The 17,663-nt window shown below is 69.3% G+C and carries 12 protein-coding genes; 3 read left to right on the plus strand and 9 right to left on the minus strand.

The window, feature by feature from the left end:
- Positions 1-11: 11 nt before the first annotated feature.
- Positions 12-3,155, plus strand: coding sequence for an efflux RND transporter permease subunit (locus tag MYSTI_RS27365; RefSeq protein ID WP_015351051.1), 3,144 nt, complete (start codon positions 12-14; stop codon positions 3,153-3,155).
- 417 nt (positions 3,156-3,572) lie between these two features.
- Here MYSTI_RS27365 and MYSTI_RS27370 read toward each other — a convergent pair whose 3' ends face one another.
- The 7 genes from MYSTI_RS27370 to MYSTI_RS27400 all read right to left on the minus strand — a co-directional run bounded on the left by MYSTI_RS27370 (position 3,573) and on the right by MYSTI_RS27400 (position 14,029).
- Positions 3,573-4,487: a glutaminase gene (locus MYSTI_RS27370; RefSeq protein WP_015351052.1), complete on the minus strand. Its 915-nt coding sequence runs from the start codon at positions 4,485-4,487 to the stop codon at positions 3,573-3,575.
- A 131-nt stretch (positions 4,488-4,618) separates the two neighbouring features.
- Positions 4,619-5,365 (minus strand): 2OG-Fe(II) oxygenase, encoded by a 747-nt coding sequence (locus MYSTI_RS27375; RefSeq protein ID WP_015351053.1) that lies wholly within the window; start codon positions 5,363-5,365, stop codon positions 4,619-4,621.
- A 151-nt stretch (positions 5,366-5,516) separates the two neighbouring features.
- A complete protein-coding gene (locus MYSTI_RS27380) occupies positions 5,517-6,818 on the minus strand; it encodes a PQQ-dependent sugar dehydrogenase (RefSeq protein ID WP_015351054.1) in 1,302 nt (433 codons plus the stop codon).
- A 91-nt stretch (positions 6,819-6,909) separates the two neighbouring features.
- Entirely contained in the window at positions 6,910-7,767 is an 858-nt protein-coding gene (locus MYSTI_RS27385) for an ion transporter (protein WP_015351055.1), read from the minus strand.
- Between the two features lie 110 nt (positions 7,768-7,877).
- Positions 7,878-11,063, minus strand: a complete 3,186-nt coding sequence (locus MYSTI_RS27390) for an efflux RND transporter permease subunit (RefSeq protein WP_015351056.1) — start codon at positions 11,061-11,063, stop codon at positions 7,878-7,880.
- Complete coding sequence (locus MYSTI_RS27395) at positions 11,060-12,250, minus strand: efflux RND transporter periplasmic adaptor subunit (RefSeq protein WP_015351057.1); 1,191 nt, start codon at positions 12,248-12,250, stop codon at positions 11,060-11,062. The genes MYSTI_RS27390 and MYSTI_RS27395 overlap by 4 nt, the downstream gene beginning before the upstream one ends.
- Positions 12,251-12,652: 402 nt before the next feature.
- The gene (locus MYSTI_RS27400) at positions 12,653-14,029 is read right to left on the minus strand and encodes a hypothetical protein (protein WP_015351058.1); all 1,377 of its coding nucleotides are present in this window, start codon (positions 14,027-14,029) and stop codon (positions 12,653-12,655) included.
- A 129-nt stretch (positions 14,030-14,158) separates the two neighbouring features.
- Between MYSTI_RS27400 and MYSTI_RS27405 the strand changes: the two genes are divergently transcribed.
- Together MYSTI_RS27405 and MYSTI_RS27410 are read left to right on the plus strand one after the other, a co-directional pair.
- Complete coding sequence (locus MYSTI_RS27405) at positions 14,159-14,653, plus strand: 6-pyruvoyl trahydropterin synthase family protein (protein WP_015351059.1); 495 nt, start codon at positions 14,159-14,161, stop codon at positions 14,651-14,653.
- A complete protein-coding gene (locus MYSTI_RS27410) occupies positions 14,650-15,357 on the plus strand; it encodes an SDR family NAD(P)-dependent oxidoreductase (RefSeq protein WP_015351060.1) in 708 nt (235 codons plus the stop codon). Before MYSTI_RS27405 ends, MYSTI_RS27410 begins: the two co-directional genes overlap by 4 nt.
- Positions 15,358-15,361: 4 nt before the next feature.
- Here the strand turns inward: MYSTI_RS27410 and queD are convergent, their stop codons facing one another.
- A complete protein-coding gene (gene queD, locus MYSTI_RS27415) occupies positions 15,362-15,769 on the minus strand; it encodes a 6-carboxytetrahydropterin synthase QueD (RefSeq protein ID WP_015351061.1) in 408 nt (135 codons plus the stop codon).
- Positions 15,770-15,836: 67 nt separating this feature from the next.
- Positions 15,837-17,660 carry a serine hydrolase domain-containing protein gene (locus MYSTI_RS27420; RefSeq protein WP_233277969.1) on the minus strand — a complete coding sequence of 608 codons (1,824 nt, stop codon included), beginning with the start codon at positions 17,658-17,660 and terminating at the stop codon, positions 15,837-15,839.
- Between the last annotated feature and the right edge of the window lie 3 nt (positions 17,661-17,663).

The raw sequence follows: 17,663 nt of genomic DNA on the forward strand, positions 1-17,663 counted from the left end.
GCCTGAACGCCGTGTTCGTCGACTTCTTCATCCGCAGACCCGTCTTCGCCATCGTCTGCTCCATCCTGCTGACGCTGGTGGGGGCCATCGCCATCCCCACGCTGCCCATCTCCCAGTACCCGGACCTGGCTCCACCCCAGGTGACGGTGACGGCGACCTACGTGGGCGCCAGCGCCGAAGTCGTGGAGAGCGCCGTCACCATCCCCATCGAGCAGGAGCTCAATGGCGTGGAGGGCATGCGCTACATCACCTCCACCAGCAGCAACGACGGCACCAGTCAAATCACCGTCACCTTCGAGGCCACGCGCGACATCGAGGTCGCCGCCGTCGACGTGCAGAACCGCGTCAGCCGCGCCGCCGCCCGCCTGCCCGCGCAGGTGAACCAGACGGGCATCGTCGTCAACAAGGCCTCCAGCCAGATGCTGTTGACCGTGGGCTTGTCCAGCCCGGACAACCGCTACGACGCCAAGTTCCTCAGCAACTACGCCGACGTGAATCTCAAGGACGCCATCAAGCGCGTGCGCGGCGTCGGCGAGGTGCGCATCTTCGGCGAGCGCAAGTTCTCCATGCGCCTGTGGCTGGACCCGACGGAGCTGGCGCGCCGCAAGCTCACCCCGCAGGACGTGACGCGCGCGCTCCAGGAGCAGAACCTCCAGGTGGCCGCGGGCCAGGTGGGCCAGCCGCCCTCCAGCGAGGAGCAGCCCTACCAGCTCGCGGTCCGCGCGCGCGGCCGGCTGGTGGAGCCGGAGGAGTTCGGCGAGATCATCCTGATGCGCGACGCGACGGGAAAGAGCGTGCGCGTGAAGGACGTGGGCCGCGTGGAGATGGGCGCGGAGAGCTACGGCACGCTCTTGCGCTTCAACGGGAAGACGGGCGTGGGTCTCGCCGTGTTCCAGCTCCCCACCGCCAACGCGCTCGATGTGCGCGACGGTGTCTTCAAGGAGCTCGACCGCCTGTCGCAGCAGTTCCCTCCGGGCATGACGTACCAGACGGGCACGGACACGACGCTCGCGGTGCGCGCGTCCATCCATGAGGTGCTCAAGACGCTGGTGGAGGCCATCGCCCTCGTCATCCTGGTCATCTTCCTGTTCCTGCACGGCTGGCGCAGCGTGCTCATCACCGCCTTCACCCTGCCCGTCTCGCTGGTGGGGACGTTCGCCTTCGTCCAGTTGATGGGCTTCTCCATCAACACCCTCACCCTCTTCGGACTCACGCTGGCCACGGGCCTGGTGGTCGACGACGCCATCGTCGTCATCGAGAACATCGAGCGACTGATGGTGGAGCGGCGGCTGTCACCCCGACAGGCCGCGCGCGAGGGCATGAAGGAAGTGGCGGGCGCGGTGATTGCCATCTCCATCGTGCTGGTGGCGGTGTTCGTCCCGGTGGCCCTCTTCCCCGGCACCACGGGCGCCATCTACCGGCAGTTCGCGCTCACCATCGCCGCGTCCGTGGCGCTCTCCACGTTCTGCGCGCTGACGCTCACGCCCGCGCTGAGCGCCCGGATGCTCAAGCACCACCCCGGTGAGAAGTGGGTGTTCTTCCGCTGGGTGGACAAGGTGCTGGACGCGACGCGCTCCCTGTATGGACGGAGCCTGCGCGTGTTCCTCAAGCGCCCCCTCATCGTGCTGGTGGCGTTCCTCGCGTGCATCGCCGCCACGGTGGCGCTGTTCCGCATGGCGCCCACGGCCTTCATCCCCGACGAGGACCAGGGCTACGTCATCATCTCCATCCAGGGCCCGGAGGGCATGTCACTGGCCCAGTCGGAGAAGGTGCTGGCCCAGGTGGAGGAGGTCCTCAAGGCGCAGCCGGAGGTTCGCGCCATGTTCGCCATCGGCGGGTTCTCCTTCCAGGGCTCGGGTCCGAACCTGGCGACGGTGTTCTCCAGCCTCGTGCCGTGGGAGGAGCGCCCCGGCAAGAACCAGACGGTGGCGGCGATGGTGGAGCGGCTGCGTGGCCCGCTGAGCAAGATTGGCGGCGCGCGTGTCATCCCCTTCCAGCCTCCCGCCATCCGCGGCGTCGGCAGCGTCGGCGGCTTCCAGTTCATCGTCGAGGACGCCGCCGGAACGCGCACCCTCGACGAGCTCGCGACGGCCACGCAGGAGCTGGTGGCGAAGGGCAACGCCGACGGACGGCTGCGCGGCGTGCTCACCGCCTTCAACGCGGACACGCCGCTGTTGGATGTGGAGGTGGACCGCCAGAAGGCGAAGGCGCTCGGCATCCCCATCGAGCAGATCTTCGGGACGCTGCAGGTCTACATGGGCAGCCAGTACGTCAACGACTTCAACTACGCCAACCGCACCTACCGCGTGTACCTCCAGGCCGAGCAGCAGTTCCGCGACAGCCCGCAGGATATCGGCTCGTTCTACGTGCGCAGCGAGAGCGGGGAGATGATTCCGCTCGAGTCGGTGGTGAAGGTGACGCCCACGGTGTCCGCGCAGGTCATCCGTCACTACAACCTGTTCCGCTCTGCGGAGGTCAACGGCGCGCCCGCGCCGGGTGTCTCCTCCGGTCAGGCCATGCAGGCCATGCAGACCCTGGCGGCGGAGAACCTGCCGCAGGGCATGACGGGCGAGTGGACGGGCATCAGCCTGGAGCAGCAGGAGAGCGGTGGGCAGACGCTCATCATCTTCGGCCTGGGTCTGCTGTTCGTGTTCCTGGTGCTGGCGGCGCAGTACGAGAGCTTCAGCCTCCCGTTCGTCATCATCCTCTCCGTCCCGCTGGCCATCATGGGCGCGCTGGGCATGCAGCTCCTGCGCGGCTATGCCAACGACGTGTTCTGCCAGGTGGGTCTGGTGATGCTGGTGGGTCTTGCCAGCAAGAACGCCATCCTCATCGTGGAGTTCGCGGAGCAGCTGAGGGAGAGCGGCAAGAGCGCCCTGGACGCGGTCATCGAAGCGTCCGAGGTCCGCCTGCGGCCCATCCTGATGACCTCCATCGCGTTCCTCCTGGGCGTCGTGCCGCTGATGACGGCGCAGGGCGCGGGCGCGGCGGCGCGCAACTCGCTGGGCACGGCGGTCTTCGGCGGCATGCTGGTGTCCACCATCGTCAACCTCATCTTCATCCCAGGCCTGTACGTGCTGATGCAGAAGGTGCGCGGCGAGGCCCGGCGCGAGGTCACGGAGGACGACGCTCCCGCGCCTGCCCACGCGCCGTGAGCAGCCAGCCGGAGGCCTTGGAAGCGGTGCTCCCGCTTCCAGCCCCGGCACGACCCGACTTCTTACCGGGGCGGCTCGCGCCCCGGGGCTTCTGAGTGTCGCAAGTCCCTGGAAACGTTGGGCTCTTCCAGCCCCAAGGAAGCGGCACGCGCCCTGCTAAGTCCTCTGGCGACGCCCACCACGGCACAGAGTGGAGGGCGGGCGGTATGGGCGGCGGGCAGGTCGGGGCAGCACGGGCGGCGGGTAGGTCGGGGCAGGAGCGGTACGGGCGGCGGCGGCGGGACGGACGGGCGAGTCACAGCAGCGAAGTGGCTGGACTGCTTCGCCATGGGACGGCTCGGGCGTGAAGGATGGGCGGTGGGGGCCGGTCCTCGGCGGAAGAGCATCTCCACGAGGACCGGTTTCGCGTTTCCGCCCTCAGAACACCGAGAGCCCGGTCAGCGTCGTGAATCGGTCCAGGGCTTCCACACCGGCAACCGAGTTGCCGTGCGAGTCGAGCCCCGGGCCCCAGACACACAGGCCACAGCGATTGGGGATGACGGCGATGATGCCGCCTCCGACGCCGCTCTTGCAGGGCAGGCCCACGCGGTACGCGAACTCTCCCGCGGCGTCGTAGGTGCCGCAGGTGAGCATCACCGCGTTGACCTGCTTGGCCTGGCTGCGCGAGAGCAAGCGCGTCCCGCCCGCCGTCCGCCCATGCCTCGCGAGGAAGCCGCACGCCCGCGCGAGGTCCGCGCAGCTCATCGACAGCGAGCATTGCCAGAAGTAGTGCTCCAGGACGAGGGGCACCGGGTTCTCGATGTTGCCGTAGCTCTTCATGAAGTGCGCGAGCGCGGCGTTGCGGTGGCCGTGCTCCGCTTCCGACGCGGCGACCACCGCATCGAAGTCCACGGCCGGGTTGCCGCTCTCCGCGCGGAGGAAGTCGCGCACCGCGCCCCGCGAGTCCCCCGTGAGGCTGAGCAGCCGGTCCGTCATGACCAGGGCCCCCGCGTTGATGAAGGGGTTGCGCGGCACGCCCTGCTCGTACTCGAGCTGCACCAGGGAGTTGAACGGATTGCCGGAGGGCTCCTTGCCCACCCTGCGCCAGATGGCGTCCCCGTCGCGTGACAGCGTCAGCGCGAGCGCGAACACCTTGGAGATGCTCTGCACGGAGAAGGGCATGCGCCAATCCCCCACGCCGAAGACGTCTCCGTCGACGGTCGCGAGCGCCATGCCGAAGCGCGAAGGGTCCACCGAGGCCAGGGCGGGGATGTAGTTCGCCACGCGCCCCTGCCCCACCACGGGCCGCACCGCCGCCATCACTTCATCGAGAATCGCCTGAAAGTCGTGCATCGCGCGCCCGTCCACCGTGGGCGTGGATGATAGCCGCGAGACCCGGCCCGCCCCACCCGCATCTTTCGCGGGACGCAGCCCCCGAAGGAGGTCCGACGAGTGCTTGCCCGAAGGCCGTGGCGGCTGCCGCGTCAGCGGGCGTCGTGGAAGATGATGCCCACGGTGTGGCGATGCCCGGCGCGGATGCGGCTGACGCCGTGGCGCATGTTGACGCGATAGGTGCCGCGCGTTCCCTGCACGGGCCGATGGTGGACGGGGAAGATGACGCCATCCCCCTGACGCAGGGGCACCACCTCCGCGCGGGACTGCATGCGCGGGCGCTGCTCGGTGAGCACGAACTCGCCTCCCGTGAAGTCGCGCTCCGGCTCCGACAGGAGGAAGGCCACCTGGAGGGGAAACACCTCGTCGCCGTAGAGGTCCTGGTGGAGGCAGTTGTAGTCCCCCTCGCCGTACTGGAGCAGCAACGGGGTGGGCCGGAGCTGCTCGGCTTGATGGCACCGCTGGAGATAGGCCTCGTGGGTCTCCGGATAGCGCGTGTCGATGCGCATCGCTTCGTTCCACCGGTTCGCGATGGAGGACAGGGCCGGATAGAGCCCGTGTCGCAACCGCGCGATGACGTCGGGGAGCGGATAGGCGAAGTACTTGTACTCCCCTCGCCCGAAGCCGTGCCTCGACATGACGACGCGACTGCGGAACGGCGCCTCCGACGCGTAGAGCCCGGCGAGCGCCGAGCACTCGTCAGGCGTCAACATCGCGCCCAGGCTCGCACAGCCTCGCGCGTCCAGCTCGGAGGAAAGGGCCGTCCAGTCGAGTGACTCCAGCCGCTCCTCGATGGAGGGCCCTCGCACCGCCCGCTTCACACGCGCCGGTGCGCTCATGGCCGGGCCCTCCCGCTGAATCCTTGTCCGCTCCGCATGCCCTGCTCCCTTCCGCACGAGGCCCCTCACGAAGTGGCCCGGTAGACCCAGGAGATGACGCAGCGCAGGTGGGATTGCGACCCGGATGTTGCGGTGACCGAAGCGCCGCGACTCAGCGCGGCGTCACCTTGAGCAGCCGTCCGTTGCGCTCGTCGGTGAGCAGGTAGAGCGCGCCCTCGGGGCCCTGGACGACTTCGCGGATGCGCGAGTCCTGGTCCAGGAGCAACCGCTCCTCTCCCACGACGCGGTCGTTCTTGAGGACCAGCCGCACCAGCGCCTGGCTGGACAGGCCGCCGATGAAGACGTTGCCCTTCCACTCCGGGAAGAGGTCCCCCGAGTAGATGGTCATGCCCGAGGGCGAAATCACCGGGTCCCAGTAATACACGGGCTGCTCCATGCCCGGCCCCTGCGTGGACTTGTGGATGCGCGCGCCCGAGTACTCCTCGCCATAGCCGATGGTCGGCCAGCCGTAGTCCTTGCCCGCCTCGACGAGGTTGAGCTCGTCGCCCCCGCGCGGCCCCATCTCCACCTCCCAGAGGCGATGACGGCTGTCGAGCGCCGCGGACAAGACATTGCGATGGCCCAGCGACCAGATTTCAGGCCGCGCGTCCTTGCGGCCCACGAAAGGGTTGTCCTGGGGAATCGAGCCATCCGGACGGATGCGGACAATCTTTCCGAAGTCGCTCTTCAAGTCACGCGCCTGGACGCGGCCCTCCATCACGGAGCGCTCGCCGAGCGTGATGAACAGCAGGCCGTCCGGAGTGAAGACGAGCCGGCCTCCCGCGTGCAGCGTCGATTCGAGCGTCGGCTGCATGCGGAAGATGACCTTCAGCCCCTCGATGCGGGGCTTCGCGCCGTCCACCAGCTTCGCGCGCGCCACCGCCAGCCCGTTGCCGCCCTCGCGAGGCTCGTAATAGCTCCAGTAGATGAGGCCGCTGGTCGCGGAGTCCGGCCCCACCTCGACATCGAGCAACCCGCCCTGGTTACGGCCATCCACGGGCGGAAGGCCCTCGATGGGCGCGGACTTCTTGCCCTGCGGGGTGACGATGAAGAGCTTCCCGGTCGGCTTCTCCGTCACCAGCATGCGCCGGTCCGGCAGGAACGCGATGGCCCAGGGGTGGTTGAAGCCGGAGGCCACCTCGGTGACTTGGAGGGCGGTGCGAGTCTTCACGGCGGGCGCGCGCGTCTGGCCCGCGAAGGCCGGCTTGAACTCGGGCACGTTGGGAGGCGCCGTCTCGACGGGCGCGCCAGTGGGCGTCGGCTCCTCCAGGGGGACTGACTGCTGACTGCCAGCGGCCCGGTCCGGGGCCAGGTTGCCACGCTGGTCCGTGGGTTTCCGAGCCGCTTGCCCCTGCGCGGTCCCCGCGAAGGACAGAAGAGTCGAACAGGCCACGGTCGTCAGGAATGCGCGCATGGGCTCACTTCTCGGGTGGAGAGGGAACAAGGCTTCGCTGGCCCGCAGCAAACCCGAAGTCAGCCACGACACGGAAGCACGAAGGGTCGCCTCACCGCGACTCGGACCTCGAGACGGCCCAATCCAGCACCGTCCCGCACGCCTTGCAGTAGCGCGCATCCAGGTCGTGCCCCTGCTTGCCACAGCCTGGACACGCCTGGGTGTCCAGGCTCACGTGTGAGGCCTTCGCCAGCTCCACGGACACGATGCCCGTGGGCACCGCGAGGATGCCGTAGCCCATGATCATCAACACCGACGCGATGAACTGACCCAGCACCGTCTTCGGGGTGATGTCGCCGAAGCCCACCGTCGTCATCGTCACGATGGCCCAGTACATGGAGCGGGGAATGCTGTCGAAGCCGTGCCGCTCTCCCTCCACCATGTACATGAGCGCCCCCATGATGACGGCGATGCTCAGCACCACGCCCAGGAACACGGTGATCTTCGCCCGGCTCGCGCGAAGCGCCGTCATCAGCACCTCCGCCTGCCCCAACAGGTGCCCCAGCTTCAGCACCCGGAAGACACGCAGCAGACGCAGCACCCGAATCACCAACAGCGTCTGCGCCCCCGGAAAGATGACGCTCAGGAACGAGGGCAGGATGGCCATCAGGTCCACCACCCCGAAGAAGCTGCGCATGTAGTCCAGCGGCCTGCGGACCGCCACGAGCCGCAGCACGTACTCCAGCGCGAAGATGATGGTGAAGGCCCACTCCGCCACGCTCAGCGCCGTGGCGTACCGCACACGGACGGAGGCCACGCTCTCCAGCATCACCGCCGCGACGCTGAAGACGATGACCCACAGCAGGGCCACATCGAACGCCTTCCCCGCGGGGGTATCGGCCTCGAAGATGACGGTATGGAGGCGGGCACGGAATCCGCCCGCGGGGCTCTGCTCGGAAGGCCTGGACACGGCGCCAGTCTAGGGCCGCGGGTGCCGGGAGCCACCAAGAAGAAGGGCCGCCTCCCCAACGGAAGGCGGCCCTCGTGTTTCACTTCAGCGGAAGTCCTCTCCGCCGGTCATCAGTGACCTCCCGCACCCGACATCCCCGCCGGGACCTCCGCAGGAGGACGCTCCTCGCCGCGCAGCGCCAGCTTCCGGATGACGATGTAGAAGATGGGCGTCAGCACCAGACCGAACAGCGTCACGCCGAGCATGCCCGCGAACACCGCCACGCCCATCGCCTGGCGCATCTCCGCGCCCGCGCCCGTGGCCAGTGCCAACGGCACCACACCCATGATGAACGCGATGGAGGTCATCAGGATGGGCCGCAGACGCAGCCGGCACGCTTCCAGCGCCGCCTGCACCACCCCCATGCCTTCATCCTCCTGCGCCTTGGCGAACTCGACGATGAGGATGGCGTTCTTCGCCGCCAGGCCCACCAGCACCACCAGGCCAATCTGCGTGAAGATGTTGTTGTCCCCATCCACGAACCACACACCGGCCAGCGCGCTCAGCAACGCGAGCGGAACCGTCAGCAGCACCGCCAGCGGCAAGGTCCAGCTGTTGTACTGCGCCGCCAGGATGAGGAACGCCAGCAGGATGGCCAGCGGGAAGACGAACAGTCCTTCGCTGCCTGCCTGCTTCTCCTGGTACGTCAGGTCCGTCCACTCGAACGTCATGCCCGCGGGCAGTGTCTCCGCCGCCAGCCGCTCCATCGCCGCCACGGCCTGTCCCGTGCTCACGCCCGGAGCCGCCGCGCCGTTGATGTCCGCCGCCGGATACCCGTTGTACCGCAGCACCTGGTCCGGACCGAACGACGGCCCCACCTCCACCAGCGAGGCCAGTGGCACCATGCCGCCCTGCTCGTTGCGCACCTGAAGCCGGCCGATGTCGTCCGACTCCATGCGGTGCTTCGCGTCCGCCTGCACGTTCACCTGATACGTGCGGCCGAAGCGGTTGAAGTCGTTCACGTAGAGCGAGCCCAGCTGAATCTGGAGCGTCTCGAAGACGGAGCTCAGCGGGACGCCCTGCTGCTTCGCCTTCACCCGGTCCACGTCCGCATGGAGCTGCGGCACGTTGATTTCAAAGGTCGTCATCAACCCCGTCAGCGACGGGTCCGTCGACGCCTTCTGCACCAACGCCTGGGTGGCCGAATAGAGCGCCTCCGGCCCCAGACCCGCGCGGTCCTCCACCTGGAGCTTGAAGCCCGCCAGCGTGCCCATGCCCGGCACGGGAGGCGGTGGGAACACGGCCGCGAAGCCTTCCTCGATACCGCCCAGCTTCCCCTGGAGGCGCCCGGCGATGGCGTTCGCCGACAGGTCCGGCGACTTGCGCTTCTCGAAGTCATCCAGGATGGCGAACACCACCGCTGAGTTGGGAGAGCTGACGAAGCCGTTGATGGAGAGGCCCGTGAAGGCCACCACGTTGGCGACGCCCTGCTCCTTCAGCATCAGGTCCGACATCTCCTTCACCACCGCGTCCGTGCGCTCCAGCGACGAAGCCGGAGGCAGCTGCGCCAGGCCCACCAGGTAGTACTTGTCCTGCATGGGGACGAAGCCCGCGGGGACCTTCTTGAAGCCCAGCCACGTCAGGCCCAGCAGGCCCACGTAGATGGCCAGCGCCACCACGCTGATGCGCACCACCCGCCGCACCAGCGACACGTAGCCCGCGGAGGCCTTGTCGAAGAAGCGGTTGAAGGGACGGAAGAGCCAGCCGCCGAACGCCTTCTCCATGAAGCGCGTGAGGCCGTCCTTCGGGCCGTGGTGCCCGCGCAGCAGCACTCCGGCGAGCGCCGGGCTGAGCGTGAGCGAGTTGAAGGCCGAGAGGATGGTGGAGATGGCGATGGTCAGCGCGAACTGCCGGTAGAACTGCCCCGTGAGGCCACCCAGGAACGCCGTGGGGATGAACACCGCGGACAGCACGGACGTAATCGCGATGATGGGGCCCGTCACCTCGGTCATCGCCTTGCGGGCCGCTTCCTTGGGACTGGAGCCCTGCTCGATGTGCCGCTCCACGTTCTCGACGACGACGATGGCGTCATCCACCACGATGCCGATGGAGAGCACCAACCCGAAGAGCGACAGCGTGTTGAGCGAGAAGCCCATCATCTGCATCACCGCCGCCGTGCCCACCAGCGACACGGGCACCGCGGCCAGCGGGATGACGGAGGCGCGCCACGTCTGGAGGAAGAGCAGCACCACCAGCACGACCAGCACCACCGCCTCCGCCAACGTCTGCACCACGTTGGAGATGGACGCGCGGACGAAAAGGGTCGGGTCGTAGACGATGCGGTACTCCATGCCCTCCGGGAAGGCCTTGCTCAGCTCTTCCATCCGAGCGCGGATGCCCGCGGACACGTCCAGCGCGTTGGAGCCCGAGGCCTGGTTGATGCCGATGGCCACCGCGGGCTTTCCATCCAACCGGGCGCGCACCGAGTAGTTGCTCGCGCCCAGCTCCACCCGCGCCACGTCGCGCAGCCGGGTCACCTGTCCGGCCTCGCCCACCTTGACCACGATGTCGCGGAACTGCTCCTCGTCCGTGAGCCGGCCCTGCGTCGTGACGGTGAGCTGGAAGGCGGAGCGCTCATCCGGCTGCTGCCCCACCACACCCGCGGCCACCTGCACGTTCTGCTCGCGGATGGCGCCCACCACGTCGCTCGCGGTGAGGTTGCGCGCGGCCAACAGCTGCGGGTCCAACCAGACGCGCATGCTGTACTCACCCGCGCCCCACACCCCCACGCCGCCCACGCCCGAGACGCGCTGGAGCACGTCCTTCACTTGAAGCACCGCGTAGTTGGAGAGGTAGAGCGGATCCAGCTTCCCGTCCGGGGAGACCAGGTGCACCACCAGCAGCATGTCCGGGCTCGTCTTCTCCGTCATGACGCCCAGCCGCTGCACCTCCGCCGGGAGGCGCGGAATCGCTCGCGCCACGCGGTTCTGCACCTGCACCGTCGCGGTATCGGCGTCCACCTCCATGCCGAAGGTGATGGTCAACGCCACCCGACCGTCGGTGGTGGACTGCGAGGACATGTAGAGCATGCCCTCCACGCCGTTGATGGCCTGCTCGAGCGGCGCGGCCACCGTCTCCGCGATGACGGAGGGGTTCGCGCCGGGATAGGCCGCGCTCACCACCACGGTGGGCGGCGACACGGCGGGATACTCAGCCAGGGGCAACTGCACCAGGGACAAGCCGCCGCCTATCAGCAGCAGCACGGACAACACGGCCGCGAAGATGGGCCGGTCGACGAAAAAGTGCGCGAACTTCACGGCCGTGCGCCTCCCACATGTTCGGAGTCGGCCATGGCCACCACCGTCGGCGCCACCTTCATGCCCGGCCGGGCCAACCCCTTGAGAACCACCCGCTCACCCGCCGACAGGCCGCCGCGCACCACGCGCAAGCCACCCTCGAGGGGCCCCAACTCCACCCGCCGCTGCTCCAACGTCTGGTCCGCGCGAATCACCAGCACGTAGCGGCCCTTCTGGTCCGTCGCCACCGCCTGGTCCTGGATGAGGATGGTGGGGCGCGCGGCGCCCGTCTCCAGCCGCACGCGCGCGTACAGCCCCGCCGTCAGCTTCCCATCCGGATTCGGCAGCACCGCCCGAGCCCGCGCCGTGCCCGTCGCCACCGACACCTGGTTGTCCAGGAAGTCGAGCCGGGCCTCGCGAGAGAAGCCGTCCTCGCCCCGCAGCGCCACGCGGACGGGCACCGAGTTGACGCGGCCATCCTTGCCGCGCGCGCCCGACGACGTGCCCGAGAAGCGCAGGTACGTCGCCTCGTCCACGTCGAAGTAGACGTAGTACGGCTCCACGGAGACGACCGTGGTGAGCACCGTCGCGTTGGCGCTGCCGCCGCTCACCAGGTTGCCCTGCGTCACCAGCGCCCGGCCCACCCGGCCGCTGACCGGTGAGCGCACGCGCGTGTCCTGGAGGTCGATCTCCGCCGCGCGCACCGCCGCCTTCGCGGACTCGACCCGGGCGCGAGACTCCGCGCGCTCCGCCACCAGCACGTCGAAGTCGCCTTGGGAGATGGCCTGCTCGGCCACCAGCTTCTCGCCGCGCTCGAACCGCTTCTCCGCGAGCGTCCGCCGCTCCTCGGCCTGGAGCAGCTCCGCCTTCACCCGGGCGAAGGCCGCCTCGAAGGTGCGCGCGTCGAGCTGGAACAACACCTGCCCGGCCGTGACGAGCCCGCCCTCGGCGAAGCGGACCGACTCGATGTAGCCGCCCACGCGGGGCCTCAACTCCACGCTGTGCACCGCCGCGAGCACGCCGGTGAACTCGGCCACGTCCGCCACGGGCTTGCTCAGGACCTCCGCGGCGACGACGGGCGTCGCGGGCACCTGGGCGCTGGGGGCGCCGCCTTGCGAATCCGCGCCCTCGCCCTTCGCGAGGACAAGACCGCCCACCACCAGCGGGAGGGCCAACGCCCCTCCCACCGCTGCACGTCTCCAATTCATGGCTGACTCCAGGACTTTCAGGGGTCGGGACACACCTCGAGCGCTCGCGCCCACGCGCGCTGACAGGTGGCCCCGGGTTACAGGACGAGGGACAACGACACACACGTCTCCCGGCCAGCGGGACTCACCGCCGGGTGACTGATGGGCCTAGGACTTTCGAGCTGGGAACCGCGACCGCGGAACACCAGGTCATCGAGCGGGTACGGTCCCCCCACACGAGACCCGATGAAGCGCTATCGCGAAAAATGACGACAACAGCGCGCCGACGAAGCTCGCGCGCGGGACCTGACACGCCTCACCAGGGAGGTAATTTGCAACATGGCCCATTACTAATTACCCCCTCGCGAGGTTCGCAACGCATTCTTCCCAAGCACTGGGAGAAACGCGGGAGGGCGGGAGGAATTACTCCTTCGGGACGGAGCAGCCCGGCGGCGGCTGCCAGGTCCTCAGCGCGGTGAGGAGCGCGTCCTGGGGGCGGGCGACTCCCGTGGGGGCATCGAGCCGGTTGACGCCCGGGGGCTGGGTGAAGTCGAGCAGCGCGGCGGGCGCGAGGCGCGCGGGGCAACCCTGCTTGAAGGTCTCCTCCGCCTCGACGACGAGGCGGTCGGCGAGGTCCTCCATCGGCTGGGATGAATCGGGCCAGGTCAGCTCGCCCGCCAGGGGCTCGGCGCGCTCGGGCGGAAACCATGTCCACGTCAGGCGGGTCTGCCCGGAGGTGAACCACCCCGCGCCCCCGCCCATGCCCACGGAGGAGAGGCCCGACTTCCGCTCCCGCCATTCGATTCGATAGCCCTTCGGCACCGGGACGGAGATGGCCGACGCGCGGCCGTGGGCCATGGGCTCATCGGCCAGCAGCACCGCGCGCGCCATCTCCCGCAGCAGGTCGAGCGACACGGTGCCCACCGCCACCCTCGCGCTGCGGGCCGCGTCGGTGGCCTGGACGTCCACCTGGCCCAGCCGCGCGTCATCCTCGTAGAGCGCCAGCTCGCTGCAGCTCTGGGAGACCCAGGCCGTGCCCGTGCCCAGGTGGTAGGCACGCACCTCGTCGCAGAAGGAGTGGTGCCCCCGGCGGCCCCGCATCACCAGCCAGCCGTCCGTCGGCATCCGCATCCGGATGACAGGAGGCTGGGTGCCATGGCTGATGGAGTCCCGCTGGCAGCTCCGCCAGGACGTGTAGCGCCAGCGCGCGGGCTTCGCGCGGGCCTCCGCCACGCACCGCGCGGCAATCTTCTCGTCGAGGTCCGTGGTCTTCGCCACCCGGTCGCGTTCGCGGGCGAAGGACGCCTCCGCCTTCACCTCCCACGACACCATCTGCTTCGCGCATTCGCGGTCCGCCGCCGAGCACAGCAGCGACGCCAGCCGGTGGTCCGGCGCCGCCGTCTCTCGCGCCAACGCGGGACGGACCTCGGGGGGCAACACCACCGTGCGCACCTCCGGCTTGCCCAGCTCCAGGTACGACTCCACCCACGCCCGCCCGCCTTGCCGCCACCACGCCTTCAGCGACAGCGCCGGTGGAGGCTCCTCCTCCGACACGGGCGAGGACGTCTCCTCGCGGCTCATCTCGAAGCAGCGCGACTTCAGGACCTCGCCCAGGGCCACCACGGTGGACCGGGCATCGTCCTCGTCCGGCAGCGCCTCCACCCGGGCATCCAGGGCCCGGAAGCGCTCCCGGGCCTCCGCCCACTCCGGGGTCGACAGAGGACACGGGACGAAGACCTTCTCGTCCGATGGCGGCTTCGCCGACAGGAGCACACCCAGCGAAAGGAGGGACCAGAGCATGGGGCCCTCCAGAATCGCGCATTTCCCCTCCGCCGCGCCAGGACGTGCCAGGGCGTGACACTTCTCGCACCGGGCCCGGAGCACGCCCGTTGAGGTGGATGGGGCTTGGTGCTAACCCCTGGGGAGCCCATGCCACGCACGACGACCCTCGAGCTGCACAAGGAAGAGATGAAGTTCTCGGCCGGGCACTTCACCATCTTCTCCGCGACGCACCGCGAGAACCTGCACGGCCACAACTTCACCGTCTTCGTCGCGCTGACGGGGGAGGTGACCGACAACGGCATGCTCTCCGACTACGGCCCGCTGAAGCGGACCATCATCGAGCGCTGCCACTCCTGGAACGAGACCTTCTTCCTCCCGGACCGCTCCCCCCACCTCAAGCTGGAGCGGAACGCCAAGGGCGATGTGCTCGCCCACTTCAACGGCGAGGAGCTCCGCTTCCTGGCCCGCGACGTGACGGTGCTCCCGGTGGCGAACGTGACGCTGGAGGAGCTGGCGCGCGTCTTCGGCGAGGAGCTGGTGGGAGATGGCTCCGCGATGCGCCGCGATGGTGTCCTGAAGCTGGTGGTGAAGTGTGCCTCCGGCCCCGGCCAGTGGTCCTCCTGGGAGTGGGAGGCGGCGTGAAGGACTGGGCCCTCATCACTGGCGCCAGCCGAGGCATCGGACAAGCAGCGGCGGCGCGCTTCCAGAAAGAAGGTTGGAGCGTCCTGAACCTGTCGCGCGGCGAGAGCGGCGTGCCCGGCGTCGTGGACCTGCGCGTGGACCTGGGCTCCGGCGACTGGGAGCCTCGCGTGGAGGCCGCGCTGCGCGAGCACCTGGGGCCGTCTCCTCGCCGCGTCACGCTGGTGCACAACGCCGCGCTCTACGAGCACGACGACGCGCTCGCGCTCACGGCGGAGCACCTGCGCCGGGTGCTGGAGGTCAACCTCGTCGCGCCCGCGGTGCTCAACCGGCTGACGCGGCCCTACCTGCGCGAGGGCTCCTCCATCCTCTACGTGGGCTCCACGCTGTCGGAGAAGGCCGTGCGCAACAACGCCACCTACGTGACGTCCAAGCACGCGCTCGTCGGGCTGATGCGCGCCACCTGCCAGGACCTGGTGGGCACGGGCATCCACACCGTCTGCGTGTGCCCCGGCTTCACCGACACGGAGCTCCTGCGCGAGCACCTGGGCGACAAGCCCGAGCTCCGGGCCTCCATCGCCTCCAAGTCCACGTTCGGGCGACTCATCACTCCGGAGGAGATCGCCCACGTCCTCTACTTCTGCGCCACCACGGCCACGGTGAATGGCGCCGTGCTGCACGCCAACCTGGGCCAGGTGGAGACCTGAGGGCTCAGCCCTCGGCCGGGTAGACGGTGCACTGCGAGGTGCACGTCTCGGACACGCGCAGCTTCACCACGCGCGCGGCGGGGAAGTTGGGGAAGCTCAGCCGCTCGTAGACCCAGGCCGCCAGCAGCTCGCTCGTGGGGTTCTCCAGCCCCTCCACGTCGTTGAGCAGCCGGTGGTCCAGCTGCGCGTGCAGCGACTGCCAGGCGGCGTTGAGCTCGGAGAAGTCGACAATCCAGCCGAAGTGAGGGTCCACCGGTCCCCGGACGGTGATTTCGATGCGGTAGCTGTGCCCGTGGACGCGCGAGCACTTGTGGCCGGGGGGGACATTCGGGAGGCGATGCGCGGCCTCGAAGGTGAACTCCTTCGAGATTTCGGTCACCAGCGAGACTTTCTTCTTCGAGACGGGCTCCATGGCCCGGCCTTCTACCCGCGTTTGCCTCCAGGCGTCGAGCCAAGACGCGGGCGGGTGCCCAGCGGGCCTACGGACGGACGGCCGCGAGGATGTAGCGCGGCAGCAATTCCTCCCGGAACGTCTTCCAGAGGTTGAACTGACCGTAATTCCCGCCGGTGAACATCACCGTGAGCTCCAGCTCGGGGATGACCATGACGTACTGGCCTCCGTTGCCGCCCGCCTCGTACTCCGCATACACGCGCTCGCCGACCTTCAGCTCGTGCCGCCACCACGCATAGCCATACGTGCGCTCCGGGCTCATGACGGAGTGACGCGCGATGGAGCGCTCGACCCAGCGCTTGCTGACCACGCGCTGCCCCTTCCACACGCCGCCCGCCAGGTAGAGCTGCCCCAGCTTCAGCGCATCCCGAGGCCGCGCATAGAGCCCGCCGCCGAGATACGCCTCGCCATCCGGCATCAGGTTCATCGCGTAGCGACGGAACTGGAGCGGCCGTGCCACGGTGCGCTCGAAGTGCTCGGGCAGCCACGTCCCCGTCGCGTTGCGCACCACGCCGCCCAGCAGGTTGATGCCCGCGGTGCAGTACACCGCCTGCGGGCCTCCCGGTGCCCGGCCCATGGGCAGGTCCAGCGTGTACGTGTACCAGTCCCCCTCCTGCGACTGGACGCGGTCCTCTCCGCCCGGCGACTCCTCGTTGTTGTCATCGCAGTCGAGCCCCGAGGTCATCGTCATCAAGTGCTCCAGCGTGAGCTGGGCCTTGCGCGGGTCCAGGGGCGCGGAGGGCTTGTACGCGGGGAACATCGAGTAGACCGGTGTCTGCGCGGAGAGCTTCGCGCCCTGCTCGATGGCGGTGCCCACCAGCACGGGCGCCAGCGTCTTGGAGGCGGAGCGCAGGTCATGCAGGCGCTCCTTGTCGAAGCCGTGGAAGTACTCCTCCACCACGAGCTTGCCCCGGCGCGCGATGAGCACGCCCTGGATGAGCGGCTTCGCCGTGGGGCCCGGCTCCGTGTCGAGGATGCGCTGCATCAGCGCGGCGATGGGCGCGGGGTCCATGCCCACGTCCTGGAGCGACGCCGTCGTCCAGCCATCCGACTCCGCGACAGGGGCTCGGTAGACATACGGCCCCAGCGCGGGCGTGCGCGCGTAGAGCCCCACCGCCTGGTCCCGGTCCCTCCGGGTGAACTGGAGCGGCCCCAGGAAGAAGAGGGACACGGTGAGCCGGTCCTGCCCCGCGTCATGTGTGCCCTCGAGCGTCGTCGGCCCGCGCGGGTCCACCAGCGTCACGGCGCCCTCCCGCAGCGTCACGTTGAACGCGAACTGCCGACCGAAGCCCTTCTCCGGGTCTCGCAGGTACGCGCCGATGGAGCCATCCGGGCGCTCGTACACGCCCAGGTACAACGTGAGCCGGTCCGCCCAGGGCGTCACGGTGCCTCGCCAGGCACCCTTGCGCAGCGCTCGCAGCTCCACGGGCGAGGCGTACTGGACACCTCCGACGACGACCTGGGGCTGCACCCAGTGGCCTCGGAGGGACTTGCCATCGGCGCCCACCTTGCCTCGGAACGTCCCCTGCCCTCCTGGCAGCGCCACCGTCAGCACGTCCTTGTCCACGCGCCCCGGCACCTCGAAACCCGCGATGCTCGCGCGCCAGGCGCCGCCCTCGCGCACCACCGTGAGCTCGCCTTGGACCTCCGGCCCGAAGACGGGCTCCGCGGCCCAGATGCCCAGGAGTTTCCGAGCCTCGTCCGCGACCACCGGGGCCGGCGGGGCAGGCTCCACCGGCCGCGCGGACTGAGCACTGGAGGACAGGGGCCCCAGGGCCAGCAAGGCCCCCAGGAGGAGGTGGAACGACGAGGGCACGGCGCGGTTCCCGGGGGAGCGGGCAAGGAGGCTCACCGC

This window comes from Myxococcus stipitatus DSM 14675 (assembly GCF_000331735.1).
Taxonomy (GTDB): Bacteria; Myxococcota; Myxococcia; order Myxococcales; family Myxococcaceae; genus Myxococcus; species Myxococcus stipitatus.

Excerpts from the sequence above, each read along its gene's own strand:
- MYSTI_RS27405 (WP_015351059.1), top strand. The coding sequence starts at position 14,159 with ATGCCACGCACGACGACCCTCGAGCTGCACAAGGAAGAGATGAAGTTC.
- queD (WP_015351061.1), bottom strand. The coding sequence starts at position 15,769 with ATGGAGCCCGTCTCGAAGAAGAAAGTCTCGCTGGTGACCGAAATCTCG.
- MYSTI_RS27380 (WP_015351054.1), bottom strand. The coding sequence starts at position 6,818 with ATGCGCGCATTCCTGACGACCGTGGCCTGTTCGACTCTTCTGTCCTTC.
- MYSTI_RS27375 (WP_015351053.1), bottom strand. The coding sequence starts at position 5,365 with ATGAGCGCACCGGCGCGTGTGAAGCGGGCGGTGCGAGGGCCCTCCATC.
- MYSTI_RS27400 (WP_015351058.1), bottom strand. The coding sequence starts at position 14,029 with ATGCTCTGGTCCCTCCTTTCGCTGGGTGTGCTCCTGTCGGCGAAGCCG.
- MYSTI_RS27370 (WP_015351052.1), bottom strand. The coding sequence starts at position 4,487 with ATGCACGACTTTCAGGCGATTCTCGATGAAGTGATGGCGGCGGTGCGG.
- MYSTI_RS27395 (WP_015351057.1), bottom strand. The coding sequence starts at position 12,250 with ATGAATTGGAGACGTGCAGCGGTGGGAGGGGCGTTGGCCCTCCCGCTG.